Here is a 16524-nt window from a genome sequence, read left to right on the forward strand (position 1 = left end):
CGGCATACCAGTTCGCGATACGTCACCACGACCGGGCCGGATCGCACCGCGACCCGGTCCCCGCATTGTTCGGCTCGCGCGAGGAGTAACGCGGGAATGGTCATCGCCGCTGGGAGCCCCGGATCGGCTCCGGTCATGGCACGACGACGGCGCGCCCGGCCACCTTGCCCTCGCGCATCCGTCGCAGGGCGTCGGCGATCTCGTCGAGCGGGAATTGCTGCACGGCGAGCCGGAGATCGCCGGCCGCCAGCATGGTCATGAGTACGGGAGCCAGTTCCGCCTGCCGGGCGCCTTTGTGGATCATGTTGACCGGCAGAAGTTTTACGTCGCTGAGCAACCAGTTGGGCAGATCGATGGTCAGCTCCGTACCGAGGGTGTAGCCGATCAGCGCCGCCCGGCCGCCCGGGGTGATCCGCTGGAGCAGCGGGGGGAGGGAATCGCCGCCGAGGGTATCGATCAAGACGTCGGCGACGGGCCCGTCGCCCAGTCGCTCGGCCAGTTCGTCGCCACGTCCGATGACCGGGCGCACCCCGTCGGGCACCAACTCCACCTGGTCCGGGCGGGGAACGACGCCGATGACCTCACCGGCGCCGGCGAGCAGGGCGAGTTGGGCGGCCATCGAGCCCACGGCACCCGAGGCGCCCGAGACCAGCACGCGTTCTCCGGGGCGGACCTGGGCGATATCGTGAACAGCGACATAGCCGGTGGTCGTGGGCAGGAAGAAGGTCGCTGCCACCGCCGCCGGAAGGTCCGCGTCGATCGGCGTGAACGCCTTGTCCGGTGCGACCAGGTTCTCTGCCCAGCAGCCGTTCCTGGTGAGTCCGACGCCGCCGCCGCGCACGAGCACTCGTGTGCCAGGCGTGTAGATATCGGACTCGACGACCGTTGCGGCGCCATCCGTGCCGCCGATGTGCGGCAGTGACGGCCGGATGTTGAATGTTCCGCTCGCGACGGTCATGTCGAGGTGGCCTAGTGCGGCGGCATCGATACGCACCAGCGTCTGGCCCGCACCGCGAGTGGGGACATCGATGTCGTCGACGACGGGTGCCTCACCGAAATTGTGCAGTCGTGCGGCGCGCATGATTCTCCTTCGGGTAGATGTCTAGCGGTTCAGGACAGGACCGAGGCCGCACGCAGCCGCGCGATCCGGTCCGGGGCATACAGCAGGACGTCGCGGAGTATCGAATCCGTGTCGGCGCCCAGAAGCGGCGCGGGAGAACGGATTTCACCACCGGCGCGATCCAGGCGCACAGGCGCACCTTCGTGCAGGAAGGCGCCCACGCGCGGATGGGTACATCGCACGTAGAAGCCGCGGGCGCGCAGATGAGCATCGGATTCGACCAGATCTCGGCCGTTCTGCACGACACCCGCGGGCACGCCCGCGTTCTGCAGGGCCTCGGTGACCGACTGGGCCGGAAGCGTTCTGGTCCACGCCGTGATCGCCGCCGTGATCTCCTGGTCGTGTGCCCGCCGCCGCTCGACGGTGCGGAACTGCGCACCGGTAGCCCATTCGGGGTGCTCGATGAGCTCGCACAGCGAGCACCAGTCGGAGTCGTCGCGGACCGCGATCGCCACCCAGCGGTCGGTGCCCAGACAGCGGTATACACCGTGCGGTGCGTACGCGGTGTCGGTGTTGCCTGTCGGTTCCGGCGCGTGGCCGGTTCCGGTCGACTGGATCACCGAGGTGCCCATGTGCGCGGCCATCGCCTCGAGCTGCGAGAGGTCCACGTGCTGGCCGTGACCGGTGCGGTCGCGGTGTTCGAGAGCGGCCAGGGTCGCGGTGGCGGCCTGCAGCCCGGCCACGATGTCGCCGTGGCCGTAGATGACGCCGACGACGTCGTCGGCCTGCCGGCCGGTCAGTGCTGTGAGACCGGTGCTGGCCGAGACGATGTCCGCGTACGACACCCAGTTGCTGCGCGGCCCGGTGTGGCCCATGCCCGACATCGACACGTACACGATGTCGGATCGAAGTTCGCGCAGCCGCTGGTAGCCCAACCCCATCTTCGTCATCACCGAGGAACTGAAGTTCTCGATCACGACGTCGCTGGCGGCGATCAGGTCGGCGAGCACTTCCAGGCCCTCGGGGGTCCGGGTATCGAGGGTGATGCTGCGCTTGTTCCGATTGACGTCGTTGAAATAGCCGCTGGTGTCGGGGTCGTCGTGCGGGCCGCGAGACAGGTGCATGGCGGGCGAGAAGCGCGTCGGATCGGGGCGTCCCATTGATTCGACCTTGATGACCTCGGCGCCGTGGTCGGCGAGGATCCTGGTGCAGTAGGGCCCGGCCAGAACCCAGGTCAGATCGAGGACCCGGATGCCGTCGAGGCTGCCGGTGCCGATCGGCTGTTCGTTCGTGGGCCACCGAGCCGAACCAGCGCGCTTTTCGACGGTGAGCGCCTGGTCGGCGCCGAGTTCGGGAACGAGAAGTTCGCGCACTCGCCTGCCTTCGGGAAATGCGAAACCGAAACCCAGGTCGCGTGTCGACTCATCGCCGGAAACGACATCGAGGAAGAAGTCACGATCGTTCAGCTGCGGATTGGCCAGCAATTCGGCGGGACCGTCCACAGCGGCCCACGGCAGCTTTCGCTCCTGGGCGCGGACGGCGAATTCCTCCTTGGGCCATTTCGCCAGAAATCGCTGTAACACAGCGAAAATGTGGTCCCGGTGCGTCTTTCGTTCGACGGGATCATTCCAGCGGGGCTCGTCCAGGTCTTCCTGCGCGCCTTCTTCGACCAGCCACCGCAGCGTCTGGTCCCACATCCGGGGGCTGCCGCCGAGGCCGCCGCCGAGAAATCCGTCCGCGGCGGTGAACAATCCGTGCGGAACCAGTGGATGCGCCCGACCGGGACGGTCCGGAACGCGATCCTCGTGCAGGTATGTCAGGGTGCCCGCTTCCAGGCTCGCCGCGACGCACTCCTGTGCCGAGATATCGACGAACGGCGCAGGGCCGAAGCGCCTGGCCCGTAGCCCGAGGAGAGCGCCGATCGCGGCATTGACCCCGGCCAGTTGCTCGGCTTGCCGCTCGGGTAGGCGCAACGGGGGGCCGTCGGGTGTCCCGACCTGCGCCATCATGCCGCCCATCGCGGCGATGGTGAGGTCGGTGGCCGCCCAGGCGCTGTGCGGGCCGGACACGCCGAACGGTGTGACCCGCACATGGACCAGTGAGTCATGCGTTCCCACAACGGGTTCCGAGCGGGTATCGGTACCGTCCAGCAACACGTCCGCGCCCGAGAGCAGGTTCGCCAAGCCGTCTCGGTCGGCGTCCGGGTCGAGTACGACCGACCGCTTTCCGCCGTGCCAGTGCGCGAACGCGTACCCGTCCAGTTCACGACGTGCCGGGTCGCCCGCCGGGGGCTCGACGAGAACGACCTCGTATCCCAGGCCGACGAGGATTCGCCCGGCGAATCTGGTGAACGGGCTCGACAGTTCCACGACGCGAACAGTGGCTTCGGCCACGAGGTGCTCCATTCCGTACGGTGCGTACCATGCTGCGGGGTGAGGACGATGACGGCGTTTCGGCGGGGACCGTTCGGCGCGGCCGCCGAGGGCCGATAGCTACTGCGTGTTCCGGCCGAACCAGCCGGCGAGCATGACCTCTTGTGGGGGCACCGGCCCGGCGAGCTTGCCCTGACCGCGGAAGAAGTCCACCAGCTCTCGCGCCTGCTCGAAATCGTCGGGCCGGAAATCGCGTCCTCGGAAGTCGATCTGGGTGATTTGGTCGCGTGCCTCGCCGGGATCCATGCGGATGGCGGCGGCGACCGCTTTCGCCGCACGGGACGGATCCGCCGCGATGATATCGGCGGCCTGGGCCAGGACGCGAAACACCTGACCGGCGAGACGCTCGTGCGTGGACAGCCAGCTCTGTGAGGCGAGGAGCCACTGCGAATACCTGGCGCCGAAATCGCCCGTCGTCCCGACGACGTGACCGTTCGATCCGACTGCCCGCGCAACCCAGGGGTCGTAGGAGATGAACGCGTCGATATCCCCGCGCGCCAGCAATGCGGGTTGTTCGGGAGGGCTGGTCGTCACAAGGGTGATCGAGGCCGGATCCACACCCAGGCTGCGCAGGTAACGGTCGGTGAAATACAGGCCGATGCCCGGAAAGACTCCCATCTTCCGGATGGACTTCGGCGTGGCGCCGCCACGCAACACGACCCGGAAGTAGCGATCGGAGTCCTCGTACACCCCGAGAGCGCGGAGTCCAGGGTTCCCGGCCATCACCGTGAGCGCGGTGGAGTCCGCGTTTCCGGACAGTTCCGAGGTGCCCGCCACGACATTCTGTGCGCTCGCCGCACCGCCTTCGGTTTGGATGATCTGCACGTGCAGGCCGGCCGCTGCGAACATTCCCTCGCTGTCCGCGAGAAAGAACGGAGCGTAGGAGGCGTCGACGCCCACCGAAATGCGTACCAGGTCGCTCGCGTTGCCGGTGGCTTGCGTAGCCGGGCGGGCGCACGCCGTGGTGGCGAGCACCAACGCCGCGACGACAACCGCCCCGGCGATCACGCGTCGGCGCAGAACTTCGATCATGGTGATTCCTTCGGAAAGCTGGGTCAGCGGCCGGTGAACTCGGGCGCGCGTTTGTCGAGAAAGGCCTGCAGACCCTCGGCGGCGTCGGCCGTTCGGATCAGCTCGAGTACGGCGGCGAATTCGATGTCGAGCGCCTCCTCCAGGGGCAGCGACAAGCCTTCGCGCACAACGTGTTTCAGCAGACCGATCGTCCGGGTGGGCTTGTCCGCCAAGGCGCGAGCGGTCATGGCGATGGTCTCGTCGAATTCGGCGTCGGGGGCCACGCGATCCACCAGCCCGATGCGCACTGCGTCCGTGGCGGCGAGCCGGGTGCCTTCCATCATGAGCAGTTTCGCCCGATGTGCGCCGAGGAGCCGGGGCAGACGTTGACTGCCCCCCGCGCCGGGGAACAAGCCGAGGGATATTTCGGGAAAGCCGATGGTCGCCGATTCCGCCATCACTCGCATGTCGCACGCCAGCGCCAATTCGGCGCCGCCACCGAGGGCATGGCCGTTGAGAGCCGCGAGAACCGGTTTCGGCGCGGTTTCCAGCAATCGCTGGACATCGACCCACGGACGCATCGCGCGCTGGGTCTGCTCGGTCAGGTCGCGCATGACGGCGATGTCGGCGCCGGCGACGAAGAATCTGCCGGTCCCCCGCAGGACGATGCACCGCACTCCGGGATCGTTCGCGAGCGGGGGAAGCACCTCCAGCAATTCCGCTGTCAGCCCGGGATCGAAAGCGTTGGCGGGCGGGCGGTCGATCGTGATCGTCGCGATGCCCTCCGATGTCTCCGATCGCAGACATCCGGTGGCTCGTGTGGTCTTCTCGGGCATCAGGTGCGTACCTCGAACTTCGGGAGTGCGTGTCGAGCAGGAGCGTCGACGGCAGTATCGGGCGGCACCCTCGGGCCTGGAAAGAATCGAGGTTCGCTGAGCAAACCAGCGGCGACGTGTTCGCGCCTGCCGCGCGGGCGGTCAGCTGAGCGGACCGGATGCTTTGACCTCGCAGGACGGGTGCGTGCACCGTTCCAGCACTTCCTACGCGGAAGTGATGTGGGTCGCATCGGCATCGGCAGGCGCCTCGACCAATCGACTCGCCTGCGCTGTCCGCGATCGGCATGCGGCGCACTCGGCGCGCCGTCACCAGGAGAGAAGCCGAGCGGAAAGAAGCGGAGATGAGGAAATTCGTAACGGTGACCGCAGGCCTCGTGGCCGCGGTCGGGATCGCGTCCGGATCCGCCGGTGCCGAGCCCGCAGCGAAAGATGGCATCGGTTTCACCGCGCATGCCACCGACACCGGGACCGTCGTGACGACCGATGGGGGCTCGATGGTCGTCGAGAACGGTGTGTTCGAGATCAAAGCCGCCGACGGCAGCGTGCTGACGGGCATGCCCTTGACCGTGCGGGTCGACGACTTCGAATTCCCGATCGCGGCCGAAATTGCCGGTCGCACAGCGACATTGACGCCGCAGTTCGACATGACGCACGCGGTCTACAAACCGGCCGCCCTGCCGTTCGAGGACAAGGCGCCGTGGAAAACCGATTACGACCGTGAGCAGGCTGCGTGGTCGCGCATGACCAGCACCATCACGATGGGGGCAACCCTCGGTACCTTGATCGGGGGCCTGAGTGGCGGAGCGGTCGGGTGCGTCCTCGGCGGCATCGCGGGCGCGACGGTGGCCGCGGCGGCGATCGTCGGACTGTTCGGTGCGTTCATCCCGGCCGCCGCCGTCGGCTGCCTCGGCGGCATTGTCGCCGTCGGCGCACTGGGCACCCTCGCGGGACAGATCCTGATCACCGCGCCGGTGGCGATCGGCGCCGCGGTCCAGTACTTCGCCACCATCAATCAGCCCCCGGTGGCGCCGGCCAAGTAGAAGTCGGGCGCGATTCTGCGAATCCGGCGTGGGATACCGGATCCCGTCGGCCGTGAGTCAATTGGAGTGGTGTCGCGAGGCTTCGGACGCCTCGAAGCCTCGCGACGGCGCGTGGGCGTCTTCGACCACCGCCGTCCGGCGTTCGTGATTCGCGTTGAGGAACGACCACAGAAGCCCTCCGTCACGAAGCCGGTTCGCGCGCCCTGACGGGTCGATACCGCATTCGTGACAGGGTCTCGAAACGGACCGGAGTGGACCGCCGATGATTTCCCGCTGCGGGCGTCGTCTCTTCTGCGACTCGACAGAATGGATGAACCGATGCAGATCCTGGCCCGCCTGTGCATGACCGCCGATGGTTACGTGACGACTCCGGACGGCTGGCCGCCCCAGGTCATCGATCCGGTGCACGGTCCGGGCAGTCACGGCATCGCCGAATTTCTGCGCACCTGCGAGGCCGCCCTGATGGGACGCACGACCTTCGAACCGGCGCTGTCCGCCGATCGCTGGCCGTGGCCGGAGCTGGAGGTTTTCGTACTGGGTTCGCACCGGCCCGAGGGCACGCCCGACGATGTGACCGTCGACGACGATCCGGTGCGGCTGCTGGAGAAGGTCCGTGCGGCCAATCGCGGCGGCGATGTTCATCTGATCGGTGGGCCCGCCACGATCGAGACCTATCGCGCGCTCGGTGTGGTCGACAAACTCGAGCTCGTGATCCTGCCGTTCTTCGTCGGCAGCGGCATCCGCCTGACCGACTCGCTGGATCCGCGGACCGATCTCGAATTCGAGAGCTCGCGGCCGTTGGACGGTGGTGGCGTGGAGATCGTCTACCGAGTGTTGCCGGCCGCCGGATAATCGCTGTCGAAGCCCTCGTCGGCGGACTCGGCAGCGTGCACGGTGTGCAGGATCCAGTTGCCGCGGGCGCCGGATTTGGCGTCGTACAGCGAGGTGTCGGCCGCGTCGAGCAGCCATTCGGGGTCCTTGCCGGCCACCGGTGTGACGACGGCGCCGATGCTGGCGGAAATGTGGAGCCGGTGCCCGCCGACGATGAGAGGATGCGACAGCGCACCGCGCAGGCGATCGGCGACAGCGGAGACCCGTCGGGTGTCGGCCGGGGGCGGGATGAGGGTGACGAACTCGTCGCCGCCGATCCGGGCGACCAGGCATCCGTCGTCCTGCAGGCTGTCGTGCAGGCGACGGGCGACGGTGGCCAGCACCTGGTCGCCGACACCGTGACCGTATCGGTCGTTGACCTCTTTGAAGTGGTCCAGGTCGGTGAAGCACAGCCCCATCTGATCGTTCTCGCCGGCCGTGGAGATCACTGCTCGGAGCGTGTCGAGCAGGTGGCGGCGGTTGGGCAGCTCGGTGAGCGCGTCGTGGCGCGCCTGGTAGTGGAGCTGTTCCTGCAGTTGGTGGCGTTCGGTGACGTCCTCACCGATGGCGAGCAGATAGTCCGGCCCGAACGCGCTGCGGACATAGGTGATCGCGAAGGTGGCCCATCCGGTGCTGCCGTCCGCGCGCTGGAGGCGCCGTTCGATCTTCGCGGTACCCGCCCTGGCCGGTACCAGGTCGTCGTAGACCATCTGGCGGATCGCGGCCTGGTCGTCGGGGTGGGCGAAGTCGTAGACGCTGATCCCGCGCAGCGAGTCGACCGGTACGCCGATCATGTCGGCCAGATGCGGATTGGCTTCCAGCAGAACACCATTGGTGTCGCCGATAGCGATGGCGATGGAGGCGTGATCGAATACGAGCCGGAACCGGCGCCGGTCTTCCTCGACATCGTCGGCCCGGATCGCGTCGGCCAGGAAGTGATGGCCGTGGCCGAACGCGACGAGCAGGGCGGCCATGCGCGGGCCGGTGTCGGGGTGATCGCTGAATTCTGTGAGCCTGTGCAGTACCGGGGCGGACACGACCGGGACCGCGGGATCGGTGAGCTGAGCACCCGCCAGCGCCGCTCCGACCCGGGATCCCGCGGCCGCGTCGAAAATCTCCGCGGTGAGACCGGCGTGCAGTTCCTCCAGGAGATTGCGCAGAAACGAAATTTCTACGTCGGCGTAGGAAGGATGGGTGGTGATCGTCGCCAGCGCGCGCTCCCATTGCTGGGCGAGTGCCGTGCTCAGATCATCCACTCCAACTCCCCATGTCCGATGCGCTTGTGCTGCTACTTCGGGTGCCCGGTGATACTCCCCTGGCTGGTACTGCTGATCGAGACGCTGCAGTCAAAGGTACTGCATGCCCGATTCGTCACGTCATCGGCGGACTGCTCAGGTGTGGTGGGCCTCGGCGAATATCGACCGGCCCTTGTAGCGCGAGGTGGCGCATTGCCACACCCAGCTCGCTTGCACGCATTGGTCGAGGTCGTCGGCATAGGCGGTGACGGCGGTGGCCAGCGGCGGACCGAGTCCGGCGCAGCGGGCGAGCAGGTCCTGGCGCAACTCGCGGAAGTGGGTGAATCGCTCGCGCACGATCTGCGCGGCGCCGAGTACGGCGTCGGCCAGCGTCGCGCCGGGCGTATTGAGCAGCAGAATCGATATGAGGTTGAAATCCGATCGGTCCACGATGACCTCCTTCTCGAAGGAGAAGACATCGTTCATCAGGGCGCCGACTTCGGCGGTCAGGCGTTCCAGCGTGCGCAGGTCCTCGGCGAGGCCGGCGGCCGCGAGCTGCTCCCAGGGCAGGGTGGTGTCGCGTGCGAACTCGCACAGCTGGATCGCGGGGTACATTCCCGAGACTTCGTTACGCAGGGCGATGTAGTCGTCGACGCTGAGCAGGTCCCCGCGGGCGCCGACGTTCTGATCGCGGATCGCCGAGCGCAGGTGGTCGATCGTCGATGCGCGGAATCGCTGCAACCACACGGGCTCGGCTTGTTCGGTGAGGATCGTCAGGAATTCGAGGCTCGCCGCGACGATGGGCGTGGGGTTGTCCGGCCGGATCCGGCCGGACTCGAATAATCGGCACAGATGGTCGACTTCCCGCTGCGCCTGTGCGCGTTCGTCCTCGGACAGATGGCTGAACTTCTCTCGTCCCACGGTGTCGTTGAGCGCGAACAAGATCGCGTTGTAGACACCGATCGTCGTCATCCGCGGCAGGTCGATCGTGCGCGGATGCAGGTAGGGTGTCATCGAATTGTAGGCGGCACCACCGCTTTCCAGCCAGATCCGGTGTCTGCGACAGAACGTCTCGACCGCCTCGCACGCCTCGGCGCCGAACCGGTTCGGCGCGAAAGTGTCACAGTATTCGGCGATATCGCAGTCGTCGGTGCTGAACAGCGCGCGCAGCGACCATCGATCCCTGTGCAGAAGTGACTGGTATTCGGTGTGCATGGCGGCGATATCCGATTCGAAATGAGGCATGTACTGCACGAACGTCTCCCAACCAAGAGCGGCATCAGCCGACCCGAAAGTGTCGCCGACAGTTGGCGATACCCGGTACCAGTATTTCATCGGGGCGGAAGGGGACTGGTCTTTCGGCGAACGGTTTGCAGTTTCGGACCGCGAACTCGTCCTCGTGGCCTGCGCAGGGTCGAACAGGTGCCGACCGCCGGCGAGCAGCGATACCGCAACGACTTTCGCGCAGATCGACAGCTGTTCGGGTTCGGCCGAAACGACACCGGAAACACCAGCCTGTCGGGTGGCGTTGCTCGCCAACTCGGGATGGGCATTTATTGGGAGCATGGCGATTCGAAGTGGGGACGGAGTCCGAACCCGTCACTAGGGTGGGTCGATGACGTCGGTGAGACAGGTCCAAATCACCTTCGACTGCGCGGAACCTGAGCGCGTCGCTCGTTTTTGGTCTTCGGTGTTGGGGTACGAGCATCGGGGTTCGGCGTGTGTCGATCCCTCGGGAGTGGGTCCGCGCCTGCTGTTCCAGCGCGTGCCCGAGGGGAAGGTGGTGAAGAATCGGCTGCATCTGGACGTGCGGGTCGGGACCGGGCTCGTCGGGCAGGAGCGTGTGGCTGCGCTCGAGGCCGAATGCGCGCGACTGGTCGCGCTCGGCGCGGTACGGGTCCGGCTGCTGCGTGCCGACGGCGTCAACGAGTCGTGCCTGGTGATGCAGGACATCGAGGGCAACGAGTTCTGTCTCGACTGACCGGCACGCAGCGGAAGTTCTACGTTCCATGGAACATTCGAATTCCGAACAGCCGATGATCCGGATCGACTGCCTGACCATCGACGCGGCAGATTCTGCTCGGCTCGCGGTCTTCTGGGCCGGGCTCCATCGGCGGCGTGCCGTGATCGGTCCTATCTTCGGCAGCCGTCGAGTAGCAAGCGGAGGGTGAGGCGGGGGTCGTAGTTCGGGTCGGTCATCTCGGCGCCCGCGCAGATGTCGCCGATGGCGCGCATCAGTTGGTAGGCGGTGAAATCTGTGGTGACCTCGCCCGCGCCGCGGGCGGCGGTGAGGAGGTCCTCGAAGACGGGGACCAGGCGGTCCAGGAACAGGGCGTGCAGGGCGGTGACGCCGTCGGGGTCGGTGCGCATCGCGGCGGCGAGTCCGTGTTTGGTCGTCAGGAAGTCCGCGAAGAGGTCCACCCATCGGCGCAGGGCCGTGAAGGGTGAGGACGCTGTCGCGAGGAGGGCGGGGCCGGCCTCGGCGCAGGCGTCGATCTGATGGCGGTAGACGGCCGCGACAAGGTCTGCGCGCGTGGGGAAGTGCCGGTAGATCGTGCCCATGCCGACCCCGGCCTCGGCGGCGATGCGGCGCACCGGAGCGTCCACTCCGTCGGTGCGGAAGACCGTCGCTGCGGCGTCGAGCAGCGCTTTCGCGTTGCGTTGGGCATCCGCACGTTTGGCGGTCATCGGTGACGGCTCACTCACCCGTTGCTCCTTGCTCCGGCAGTGCTTGCGAATCGGAACATTGCTCCGTATATTCGGAACAACGCTCCGATTAGGAGTTTATCCTCCTCGAAGGGAATTTCCCATGTCCGCACCAACCCCGATCGTCAGCGTCGAGCCCGTCACGCTGTCCGCGCCCGAGCGCGGCGTCGACCTGCAGGTCCGCGTGTCCGCGCCCGTGCGCGGATCCGGCCTGCCGATCGTCGTCCTCGCCCACGGCTTCGGCCAGACCATGTCCTCCTACGACCCGCTCGTCGACCACTGGGCCGCCAACGGATTCGTCGTTGTGCAGCCGACGTTCCTGGATGCGCGGACGCTCGGCGTTACCGCCGACGATCCGCGGTACCCGGATATCTGGCGCATCCGCGTCACCGATGTCGTGCGGGTACTCGACGACCTCGATCGGGTCGTCGCCGCGGTTCCGGGGCTCGGTGAGCGCATCGATCGTGAGCGGATCGCCGTCGCGGGGCACTCCTGGGGCGGGCAGACCGTGAGCATGGTGCTCGGTGCTCGCGTCCTCGGCGCGGACGGTCGGCCCGGTCCCGATATGACCGACCCCCGCGTGAAAGCCGGTGTGCTGCTTGCGACTGCCGGCCTGGGCGGGGACGATCTCACCCCGTTCGCCGTGGCGAACTTTTCCTTCATGAACCCGGACTTCGACGGTCTGGCCACACCGGTGCTGGTGGTCGCGGGTGATCACGATCAATCCCAGCTCTCGACCCGCGGACCCGACTGGTTCACCGATGTGTACACCCACAGCCCCGGCGCGCAGAGCCTGCTCACCCTGTTCGGGGGCGAACACTCGCTCGGGGGAATTCACGCCTACAACGCCGCGGACACCACCGACGAAAGCTCCGAGCGCGTCGCCCTGATCCGCGAGGCCGCCTGGGCCTATCTGCGCAGCGCCCTCGGAATCGACACTGCCGCATGGGAAAAGGTGCAGGCCGAGCTGGCTGGAACCGCCGACCCGATCGGGCGGATCGACCACAAGTGACGCCTGTGGCCCTGAACCCGGTCGCGTTGGGTGGCTTCATCAGGCGTGGTCGAATGCGCGACCGTAGATTTCGTCGATGATCGGGTTCTTGGCCAGGCCGGGGACCGCGGTACTGCCGACATGCTCGATGGTGATCATTCGACCGGCCAGCGCTCGCCGGATCGCGTCGGCCTGCTCGTCGAACATCCGGGGCTAGCACGGGTCGTAGGGAACGACAACGACAGGTTCGACCTTCGGGGGACTTCCTCCGACCCACGCGGCGGCCATCTGTTCGGGGGTACTGCGCAGTCGCTGAGTGATTTCGGGCGGAAACGGCACGGTAGACACACCTCCTGATACCGAGAGCAAGTTTATGAACGTACCTCGGCGGGCGATGGTGTGGAGTTCGTCGGCCGGTGCGACGACCCCCTGGCACGGACCCGACATGCGTGGCGCGGAGCCCGAAGGCATAGTGATGAAACCTGTTCACCCGCAACGAAGGTCGGGTACGTATGCGCCGGCTCGACGAACTCGAAGTCGAAGACCTCTTGCTGTCCGACACTGTCGCCCGCCTCGCGACGATCGACTCGCACGGTTATCCGCACGCACCATCACGGCCGTCGCGAGTAGGTGATCGGGAATTCCGTTGCAGCCGCTTACGTTCTGCCGACAGGATGCGGTATGACTTCCGATGTCGTACAACACTATTCGACCGCGTCCGAGAGCGATCGCCTGGCCAGATCGGCACACGGCCGCTTGGAACTCCTCAGAACACAGGGACTGATCCGCCGTGTGCTGACATCGCCGGCGAAGATACTCGACGTGGGTGGCGGCACCGGAGTCCATGCCCGGTGGTTGGCCGCGGACGGGCATTCGGTGCGTCTGATCGACCCTGTGCCCGAACATATTTCGATGGCCGCAGCGCTGCCGGGAGTCCTCGCGGAGGTAGGCGATGCGCGGCGGTTGCCCGTCGCGGACCACTCGGTGGACGCCGTCCTCCTGCTCGGCCCGCTGTACCACCTCACCGAACCGGCGGACCGCACGACAGCGTTACGCGAAGCCGTGCGCGTGCTCCGACCCGGCGGGATCCTCATCGCCGCGGCGATCAGTCGCTACCTGTCCGCGCTGGAGTGCGGTGCGAACGGCACACTCGACGACACCCTCATCCCGTCGATATGCGAGGTGATATCCACCGGCGAGTACGACGGCCACGTCGGTTTCCTGCGAACTCACTGGCATACCGCCGACGAGCTACGCGGAGAAATCGAAGCCGCTGGGCTCCGCGAGGTCCAGATCTACGGCATCGAGGGGCCGACCTGGCCGGCGCTCGACCGCGCCGACCCGGTCGACGTCCCCGCGCTCATGACAGCCGCGCTACGGTGCGCACGACTGCTGGAGCAGGATCCGGACATCATCAACACCAGCGCGCACCTTCTGGCGATTGCCAGAGCCGCATAGTGCTACGGGAGGGGGACCTCCACGTCGCGCTCGGGCGCTTGTTGTGGTGACCAGATCGAGTGCCGATAGTGATCGCGCAACGATGCGGGGGGTGTCGCGGGGGTGGGGCCGGGGACGATTGCTGGTCCTCGAAGTAGAGATCGCGGCCCAGGGCGTCGACCAGACGGGGAATGTGGTGGGCCAGGCTCTGGGTGTCGCCGATGGGATAGCCGAAGCTGAGATGCGCTGCCGCGGAGAAGATGTGGATGCGACCGATCCACGGCGCACGGCCGGGTTGTCTTTCGGTCAGCTGGAACCCGTTGCCCAGGTAGGGAGTTCGCGCCAAGGCGGGGTCGGCAAGGTCGGGGCCGGGGTGGTGCCGGTCGCCCCACAGGGCGATATCTTCGGCGATGCCGCGCAGTTCGGCGCGGGTGCGCGGATCGTACTGGTATCCCGTTCCGGCGATCACGAAGTCGACGGTGTGCCTGCCGTCGGCCGCCTCGACGATCACCCGGTCGCCGGCCTGCGTCGCGGCGGACCAGGGTGCGTCCAGATGGATGTGGAAGCCGGCGAATGCGGTCGCGCGCCGGACCGATTCGAGCGGCACGCTGCGCCCCGCCCGAGCGGCGAGGACCCGCTGACGCCAGCGCGCCTCGTCACCGCGCCGGTGATAGTTGTTGCGGGCGCCGAGGTTTCCGGACGGGCCGGCCCCGCCCGCGCCCTGCACGATCAGGTCGGGCCTGCGGGTGAACAGATGCACCTCGGCGGCGCCCGCTTCCAGTGCGGTCGCCGCGGCGTCGAAGGCCGAGGCCGCGGCGCCGAGCACGCCGACCGTTTTCCCGGCCAGCCGGGCGAAGTCGATGTGGTGGCCGGTGTGGGCGAGCAGGCTCGCCGGAATGTCGCCGAGTTCGGGCGGCAGATAGGGGCCGCCTGTTCCCTCGACACCGTTGGCCAGCACCAGCTTTCGAGTGGTCTCCTGGATGGTGGTTTCGGTGCCGTCGGGCCGGCGCACCGTCAGGGTGAGGGTGAGGCCGTCCGGTCCCGGCTCGATATCGGTCAATCGGGTGTGGTGGCGCACCGGGACGCCGAGGTGGGTCTCGATCCAGGCGATATAGCGTGCCCAGGTCAGCCGGGGAATACGCGTCAGGCTCTCGTAGGCCTCCTCCCCGTGCACCGATTCGTACCAGGCCTGGAAACTCAGTTCGGGATAACCGAATTCGGGCTCGGGCCACTGCTTCGGCGTGCGCAGATCGACCATGCGCGCGGTGGTGGTCCACACTCCCGTCTCGCCCGGCGCGGCCGCGTCGATCACCGAGACGCGGGCGATACCCGCACGGCGCAAGGCGAATCCGATGCCCAGACCGGCCTGGCCTCCGCCCACCACCACGACGTCGTGACCGGCCGCCGAGGGCTGCACCCAGTTCGCCGGATCGGGGCCGAAGCGGCGCAGCACATGCGTCGTACGGCGCTCGGCGGATGTATCGGATTCGACCACAGGACAACCCATTTCACTCGGCCCGGCGGATACTGCCCGACTGATACCGCCGCGCGACGCGGCGGCTGTCGGCACGCCGGGAGATTTACGTGACACCCGATGCGTCACGGGGTCGCGGCGACGGGTCACCGCACACCGCGTTCGACAATGTAGGGGCAGAGCGCGGCGCACACACGATTTACGGTCCCGGCAAATTTAAAGCCTGATTCGCTGCCGTCGAACGTTTATGGGAATCCCGCGTCGCCGTCGGTGAAGGCCGACTGTAGTGACCGTGTAGATAATCTTGCCGATCGCAAACCGGGGCGAATCGCGGCGGCGGGCATAGTCTGTGCCGGACATTCGAATCTCGAACCTCCAGGTGGTCGGTGCGATGACGAACCAAGCAGCAGTGGCCGATTCACCGATTGCCGAGCGCGCGGGGATTACCGTGCCGACGCAATTCTGCGGGCGCTCCTGAATGGCGCCCGCTTTTTTCGGGCCGGATTTACCGATGACCGCGACGACGAAAGTTCACCTGCCGTGACCCATCACCACATTGTCGGCGCCGCCCTGGACGGGGCGCAGGTAGCAGCGATATTCGATCGGCAAGGTACCGGAATAGCGAAATTCGGCGCCCTGCTGGACGGTTCGGGAATCGATTTCGTCGTGCTGCGTCCGGACTCCGCAACCGTGCGATTCGACCCCTCGGTCGCCGCCGCGGTGTTGGCGCGGCACACCCGGTCGGTAGGGCTCGTGGTAGGCGCCGCCCCGCTGCGCGACCATCCCTACAATCTGGCCCGGCGGCTGGGCTCGATCGACCACGCCAGCGGTGGCCGGGTCGGCTGGCTGGTGCTGCTCGGCGAGCCCGCGGCCGCCGACGGGCGCAGTGTGTGGACCTCGGCGCCGCGTGGCGACGTTCCGGCCGACGCGGTGCGGGCCGTCCGCGAACTGTGGGAGAGCTGGCCGCCCGACGCCGTCGTGGACGATCGCGAGCACGGCGTCTTCGCCGATTCCGCGCGCATCCGATATGTGGATCACACCGGCGCACACAGTATTACGGGACCGTTGAACATTCCGGAACCGCCACAGATCAAACCGCCGATCTTCGCCGAGTCCCCGGTGCCCGCCGAATACCGCGACCTCGCCGGTCTCGCCGACGTCGTGCTCGGCTTGCCGGGTACGCCCGTGCGTGGGCCGGTGCTGCGATGGGTCGACGCCGGGTCGTCCGGACCGGCCCCCACCGATGCCGCCGGCGTCGTGATCGCGGGGGAGGGGTCGCCCGCGGCGATCGTCGCCGCGGCCGTCCGCCATGTCACGGCGACCGCCGCGGCGCCGCCCGGCACCACACTGCGTGCGCGGCTCAGCCTTCCGGCGCCCGAACCGGTGCTTCCCCGCGACGCCCGCAGCGCCTTTCCCGCCGCTTGATCCGGAT

15 protein-coding genes are annotated in these 16524 nt (G+C 67.4%); 6 read left to right on the plus strand and 9 right to left on the minus strand.

Annotated features, from left to right (window positions below; translation table 11 throughout):
• Positions 1-133 precede the first annotated feature (133 nt).
• The 4 genes from ON23_RS34070 to ON23_RS34085 form a co-directional block, all read right to left on the minus strand.
• Positions 134-1081, minus strand: a complete 948-nt coding sequence (locus ON23_RS34070; protein WP_039783767.1) for a quinone oxidoreductase family protein — start codon at positions 1079-1081, stop codon at positions 134-136.
• A gap of 29 nt (positions 1082-1110) precedes the next feature.
• On the minus strand, positions 1111-3453 hold the full coding sequence (locus ON23_RS34075) for a CaiB/BaiF CoA-transferase family protein (protein ID WP_039783825.1): 2343 nt from the start codon (positions 3451-3453) through the stop codon (positions 1111-1113).
• A gap of 99 nt (positions 3454-3552) precedes the next feature.
• Positions 3553-4524 (minus strand): ABC transporter substrate-binding protein, encoded by a 972-nt coding sequence (locus ON23_RS34080; RefSeq protein ID WP_039783769.1) that lies wholly within the window; start codon positions 4522-4524, stop codon positions 3553-3555.
• A gap of 23 nt (positions 4525-4547) precedes the next feature.
• Positions 4548-5339, minus strand: coding sequence for an enoyl-CoA hydratase/isomerase family protein (locus tag ON23_RS34085; RefSeq protein ID WP_039783771.1), 792 nt, complete (start codon positions 5337-5339; stop codon positions 4548-4550).
• Positions 5340-5680: 341 nt separating this feature from the next.
• Here ON23_RS34085 and ON23_RS34090 point away from each other — a divergent pair, with 341 nt between their 5' ends.
• Both ON23_RS34090 and ON23_RS34095 read left to right on the plus strand, forming a co-directional pair.
• Positions 5681-6379: a DUF8020 domain-containing protein gene (locus tag ON23_RS34090; protein ID WP_039783774.1), complete on the plus strand. Its 699-nt coding sequence runs from the start codon at positions 5681-5683 to the stop codon at positions 6377-6379.
• A 306-nt stretch (positions 6380-6685) separates the two neighbouring features.
• A complete protein-coding gene (locus tag ON23_RS34095) occupies positions 6686-7231 on the plus strand; it encodes a dihydrofolate reductase family protein (protein WP_210743231.1) in 546 nt (181 codons plus the stop codon).
• Here the strand turns inward: ON23_RS34095 and ON23_RS34100 are convergent.
• Positions 7204-8505, minus strand: a complete 1302-nt coding sequence (locus ON23_RS34100; RefSeq protein WP_063821401.1) for a sensor domain-containing diguanylate cyclase — start codon at positions 8503-8505, stop codon at positions 7204-7206. The two genes, ON23_RS34095 and ON23_RS34100, sit on opposite strands and share 28 nt — an antisense overlap.
• 135 nt (positions 8506-8640) lie before the next feature.
• Complete coding sequence (locus ON23_RS34105; protein ID WP_083904419.1) at positions 8641-9729, minus strand: terpene synthase family protein; 1089 nt, start codon at positions 9727-9729, stop codon at positions 8641-8643.
• A gap of 370 nt (positions 9730-10099) precedes the next feature.
• On the opposite strand from ON23_RS34105, the gene ON23_RS34110 reads away from it, so the two are divergent.
• Positions 10100-10465, plus strand: coding sequence for a VOC family protein (locus ON23_RS34110; protein WP_039783776.1), 366 nt, complete (start codon positions 10100-10102; stop codon positions 10463-10465).
• Positions 10466-10617: 152 nt separating this feature from the next.
• Here the strand turns inward: ON23_RS34110 and ON23_RS34115 are convergent, their stop codons facing one another.
• Positions 10618-11190, minus strand: coding sequence for a TetR/AcrR family transcriptional regulator (locus tag ON23_RS34115; RefSeq protein ID WP_373282275.1), 573 nt, complete (start codon positions 11188-11190; stop codon positions 10618-10620).
• Between the two features lie 103 nt (positions 11191-11293).
• Here ON23_RS34115 and ON23_RS34120 point away from each other — a divergent pair, with 103 nt between their 5' ends.
• Complete coding sequence (locus ON23_RS34120) at positions 11294-12202, plus strand: alpha/beta hydrolase family protein (protein ID WP_039783780.1); 909 nt, start codon at positions 11294-11296, stop codon at positions 12200-12202.
• A 39-nt stretch (positions 12203-12241) separates the two neighbouring features.
• Here ON23_RS34120 and ON23_RS37320 read toward each other — a convergent pair whose 3' ends face one another.
• The gene (locus tag ON23_RS37320) at positions 12242-12388 is read right to left on the minus strand and encodes a GrpB family protein (RefSeq protein ID WP_083904415.1); all 147 of its coding nucleotides are present in this window, start codon (positions 12386-12388) and stop codon (positions 12242-12244) included.
• A gap of 474 nt (positions 12389-12862) precedes the next feature.
• On the opposite strand from ON23_RS37320, the gene ON23_RS34130 reads away from it, so the two are divergent.
• A complete protein-coding gene (locus tag ON23_RS34130; protein WP_039783782.1) occupies positions 12863-13639 on the plus strand; it encodes a class I SAM-dependent methyltransferase in 777 nt (258 codons plus the stop codon).
• On the opposite strand, the gene ON23_RS34135 is transcribed toward ON23_RS34130, so the two are convergent.
• Positions 13596-15113: an NAD(P)-binding domain-containing protein gene (locus ON23_RS34135; protein ID WP_051043740.1), complete on the minus strand. Its 1518-nt coding sequence runs from the start codon at positions 15111-15113 to the stop codon at positions 13596-13598. The genes ON23_RS34130 and ON23_RS34135 overlap by 44 nt on opposite strands.
• A gap of 519 nt (positions 15114-15632) precedes the next feature.
• On the opposite strand from ON23_RS34135, the gene ON23_RS34140 reads away from it, so the two are divergent.
• The gene (locus tag ON23_RS34140) at positions 15633-16517 is read left to right on the plus strand and encodes an LLM class flavin-dependent oxidoreductase (RefSeq protein ID WP_039783784.1); all 885 of its coding nucleotides are present in this window, start codon (positions 15633-15635) and stop codon (positions 16515-16517) included.
• The last annotated feature ends 7 nt before the right edge of the window (positions 16518-16524 follow it).

Source organism: Nocardia cerradoensis NBRC 101014, from assembly GCF_000308535.1.
GTDB lineage: Bacteria > Actinomycetota > Actinomycetes > Mycobacteriales > Mycobacteriaceae > Nocardia > Nocardia cerradoensis.

Coding starts and splice junctions, on each gene's coding strand:
- ON23_RS34070 (WP_039783767.1), bottom strand. CDS start 1,081: ATGCGCGCCGCACGACTGCACAATTTCGGTGAGGCACCCGTCGTCGAC.
- ON23_RS34090 (WP_039783774.1), top strand. CDS start 5,681: ATGAGGAAATTCGTAACGGTGACCGCAGGCCTCGTGGCCGCGGTCGGG.
- ON23_RS34095 (WP_210743231.1), top strand. CDS start 6,686: ATGGATGAACCGATGCAGATCCTGGCCCGCCTGTGCATGACCGCCGAT.
- ON23_RS34105 (WP_083904419.1), bottom strand. CDS start 9,729: ATGCCTCATTTCGAATCGGATATCGCCGCCATGCACACCGAATACCAG.
- ON23_RS34110 (WP_039783776.1), top strand. CDS start 10,100: ATGACGTCGGTGAGACAGGTCCAAATCACCTTCGACTGCGCGGAACCT.
- ON23_RS34120 (WP_039783780.1), top strand. CDS start 11,294: ATGTCCGCACCAACCCCGATCGTCAGCGTCGAGCCCGTCACGCTGTCC.
- ON23_RS34085 (WP_039783771.1), bottom strand. CDS start 5,339: ATGCCCGAGAAGACCACACGAGCCACCGGATGTCTGCGATCGGAGACA.
- ON23_RS37320 (WP_083904415.1), bottom strand. CDS start 12,388: ATGTTCGACGAGCAGGCCGACGCGATCCGGCGAGCGCTGGCCGGTCGA.
- ON23_RS34080 (WP_039783769.1), bottom strand. CDS start 4,524: ATGATCGAAGTTCTGCGCCGACGCGTGATCGCCGGGGCGGTTGTCGTC.
- ON23_RS34130 (WP_039783782.1), top strand. CDS start 12,863: ATGACTTCCGATGTCGTACAACACTATTCGACCGCGTCCGAGAGCGAT.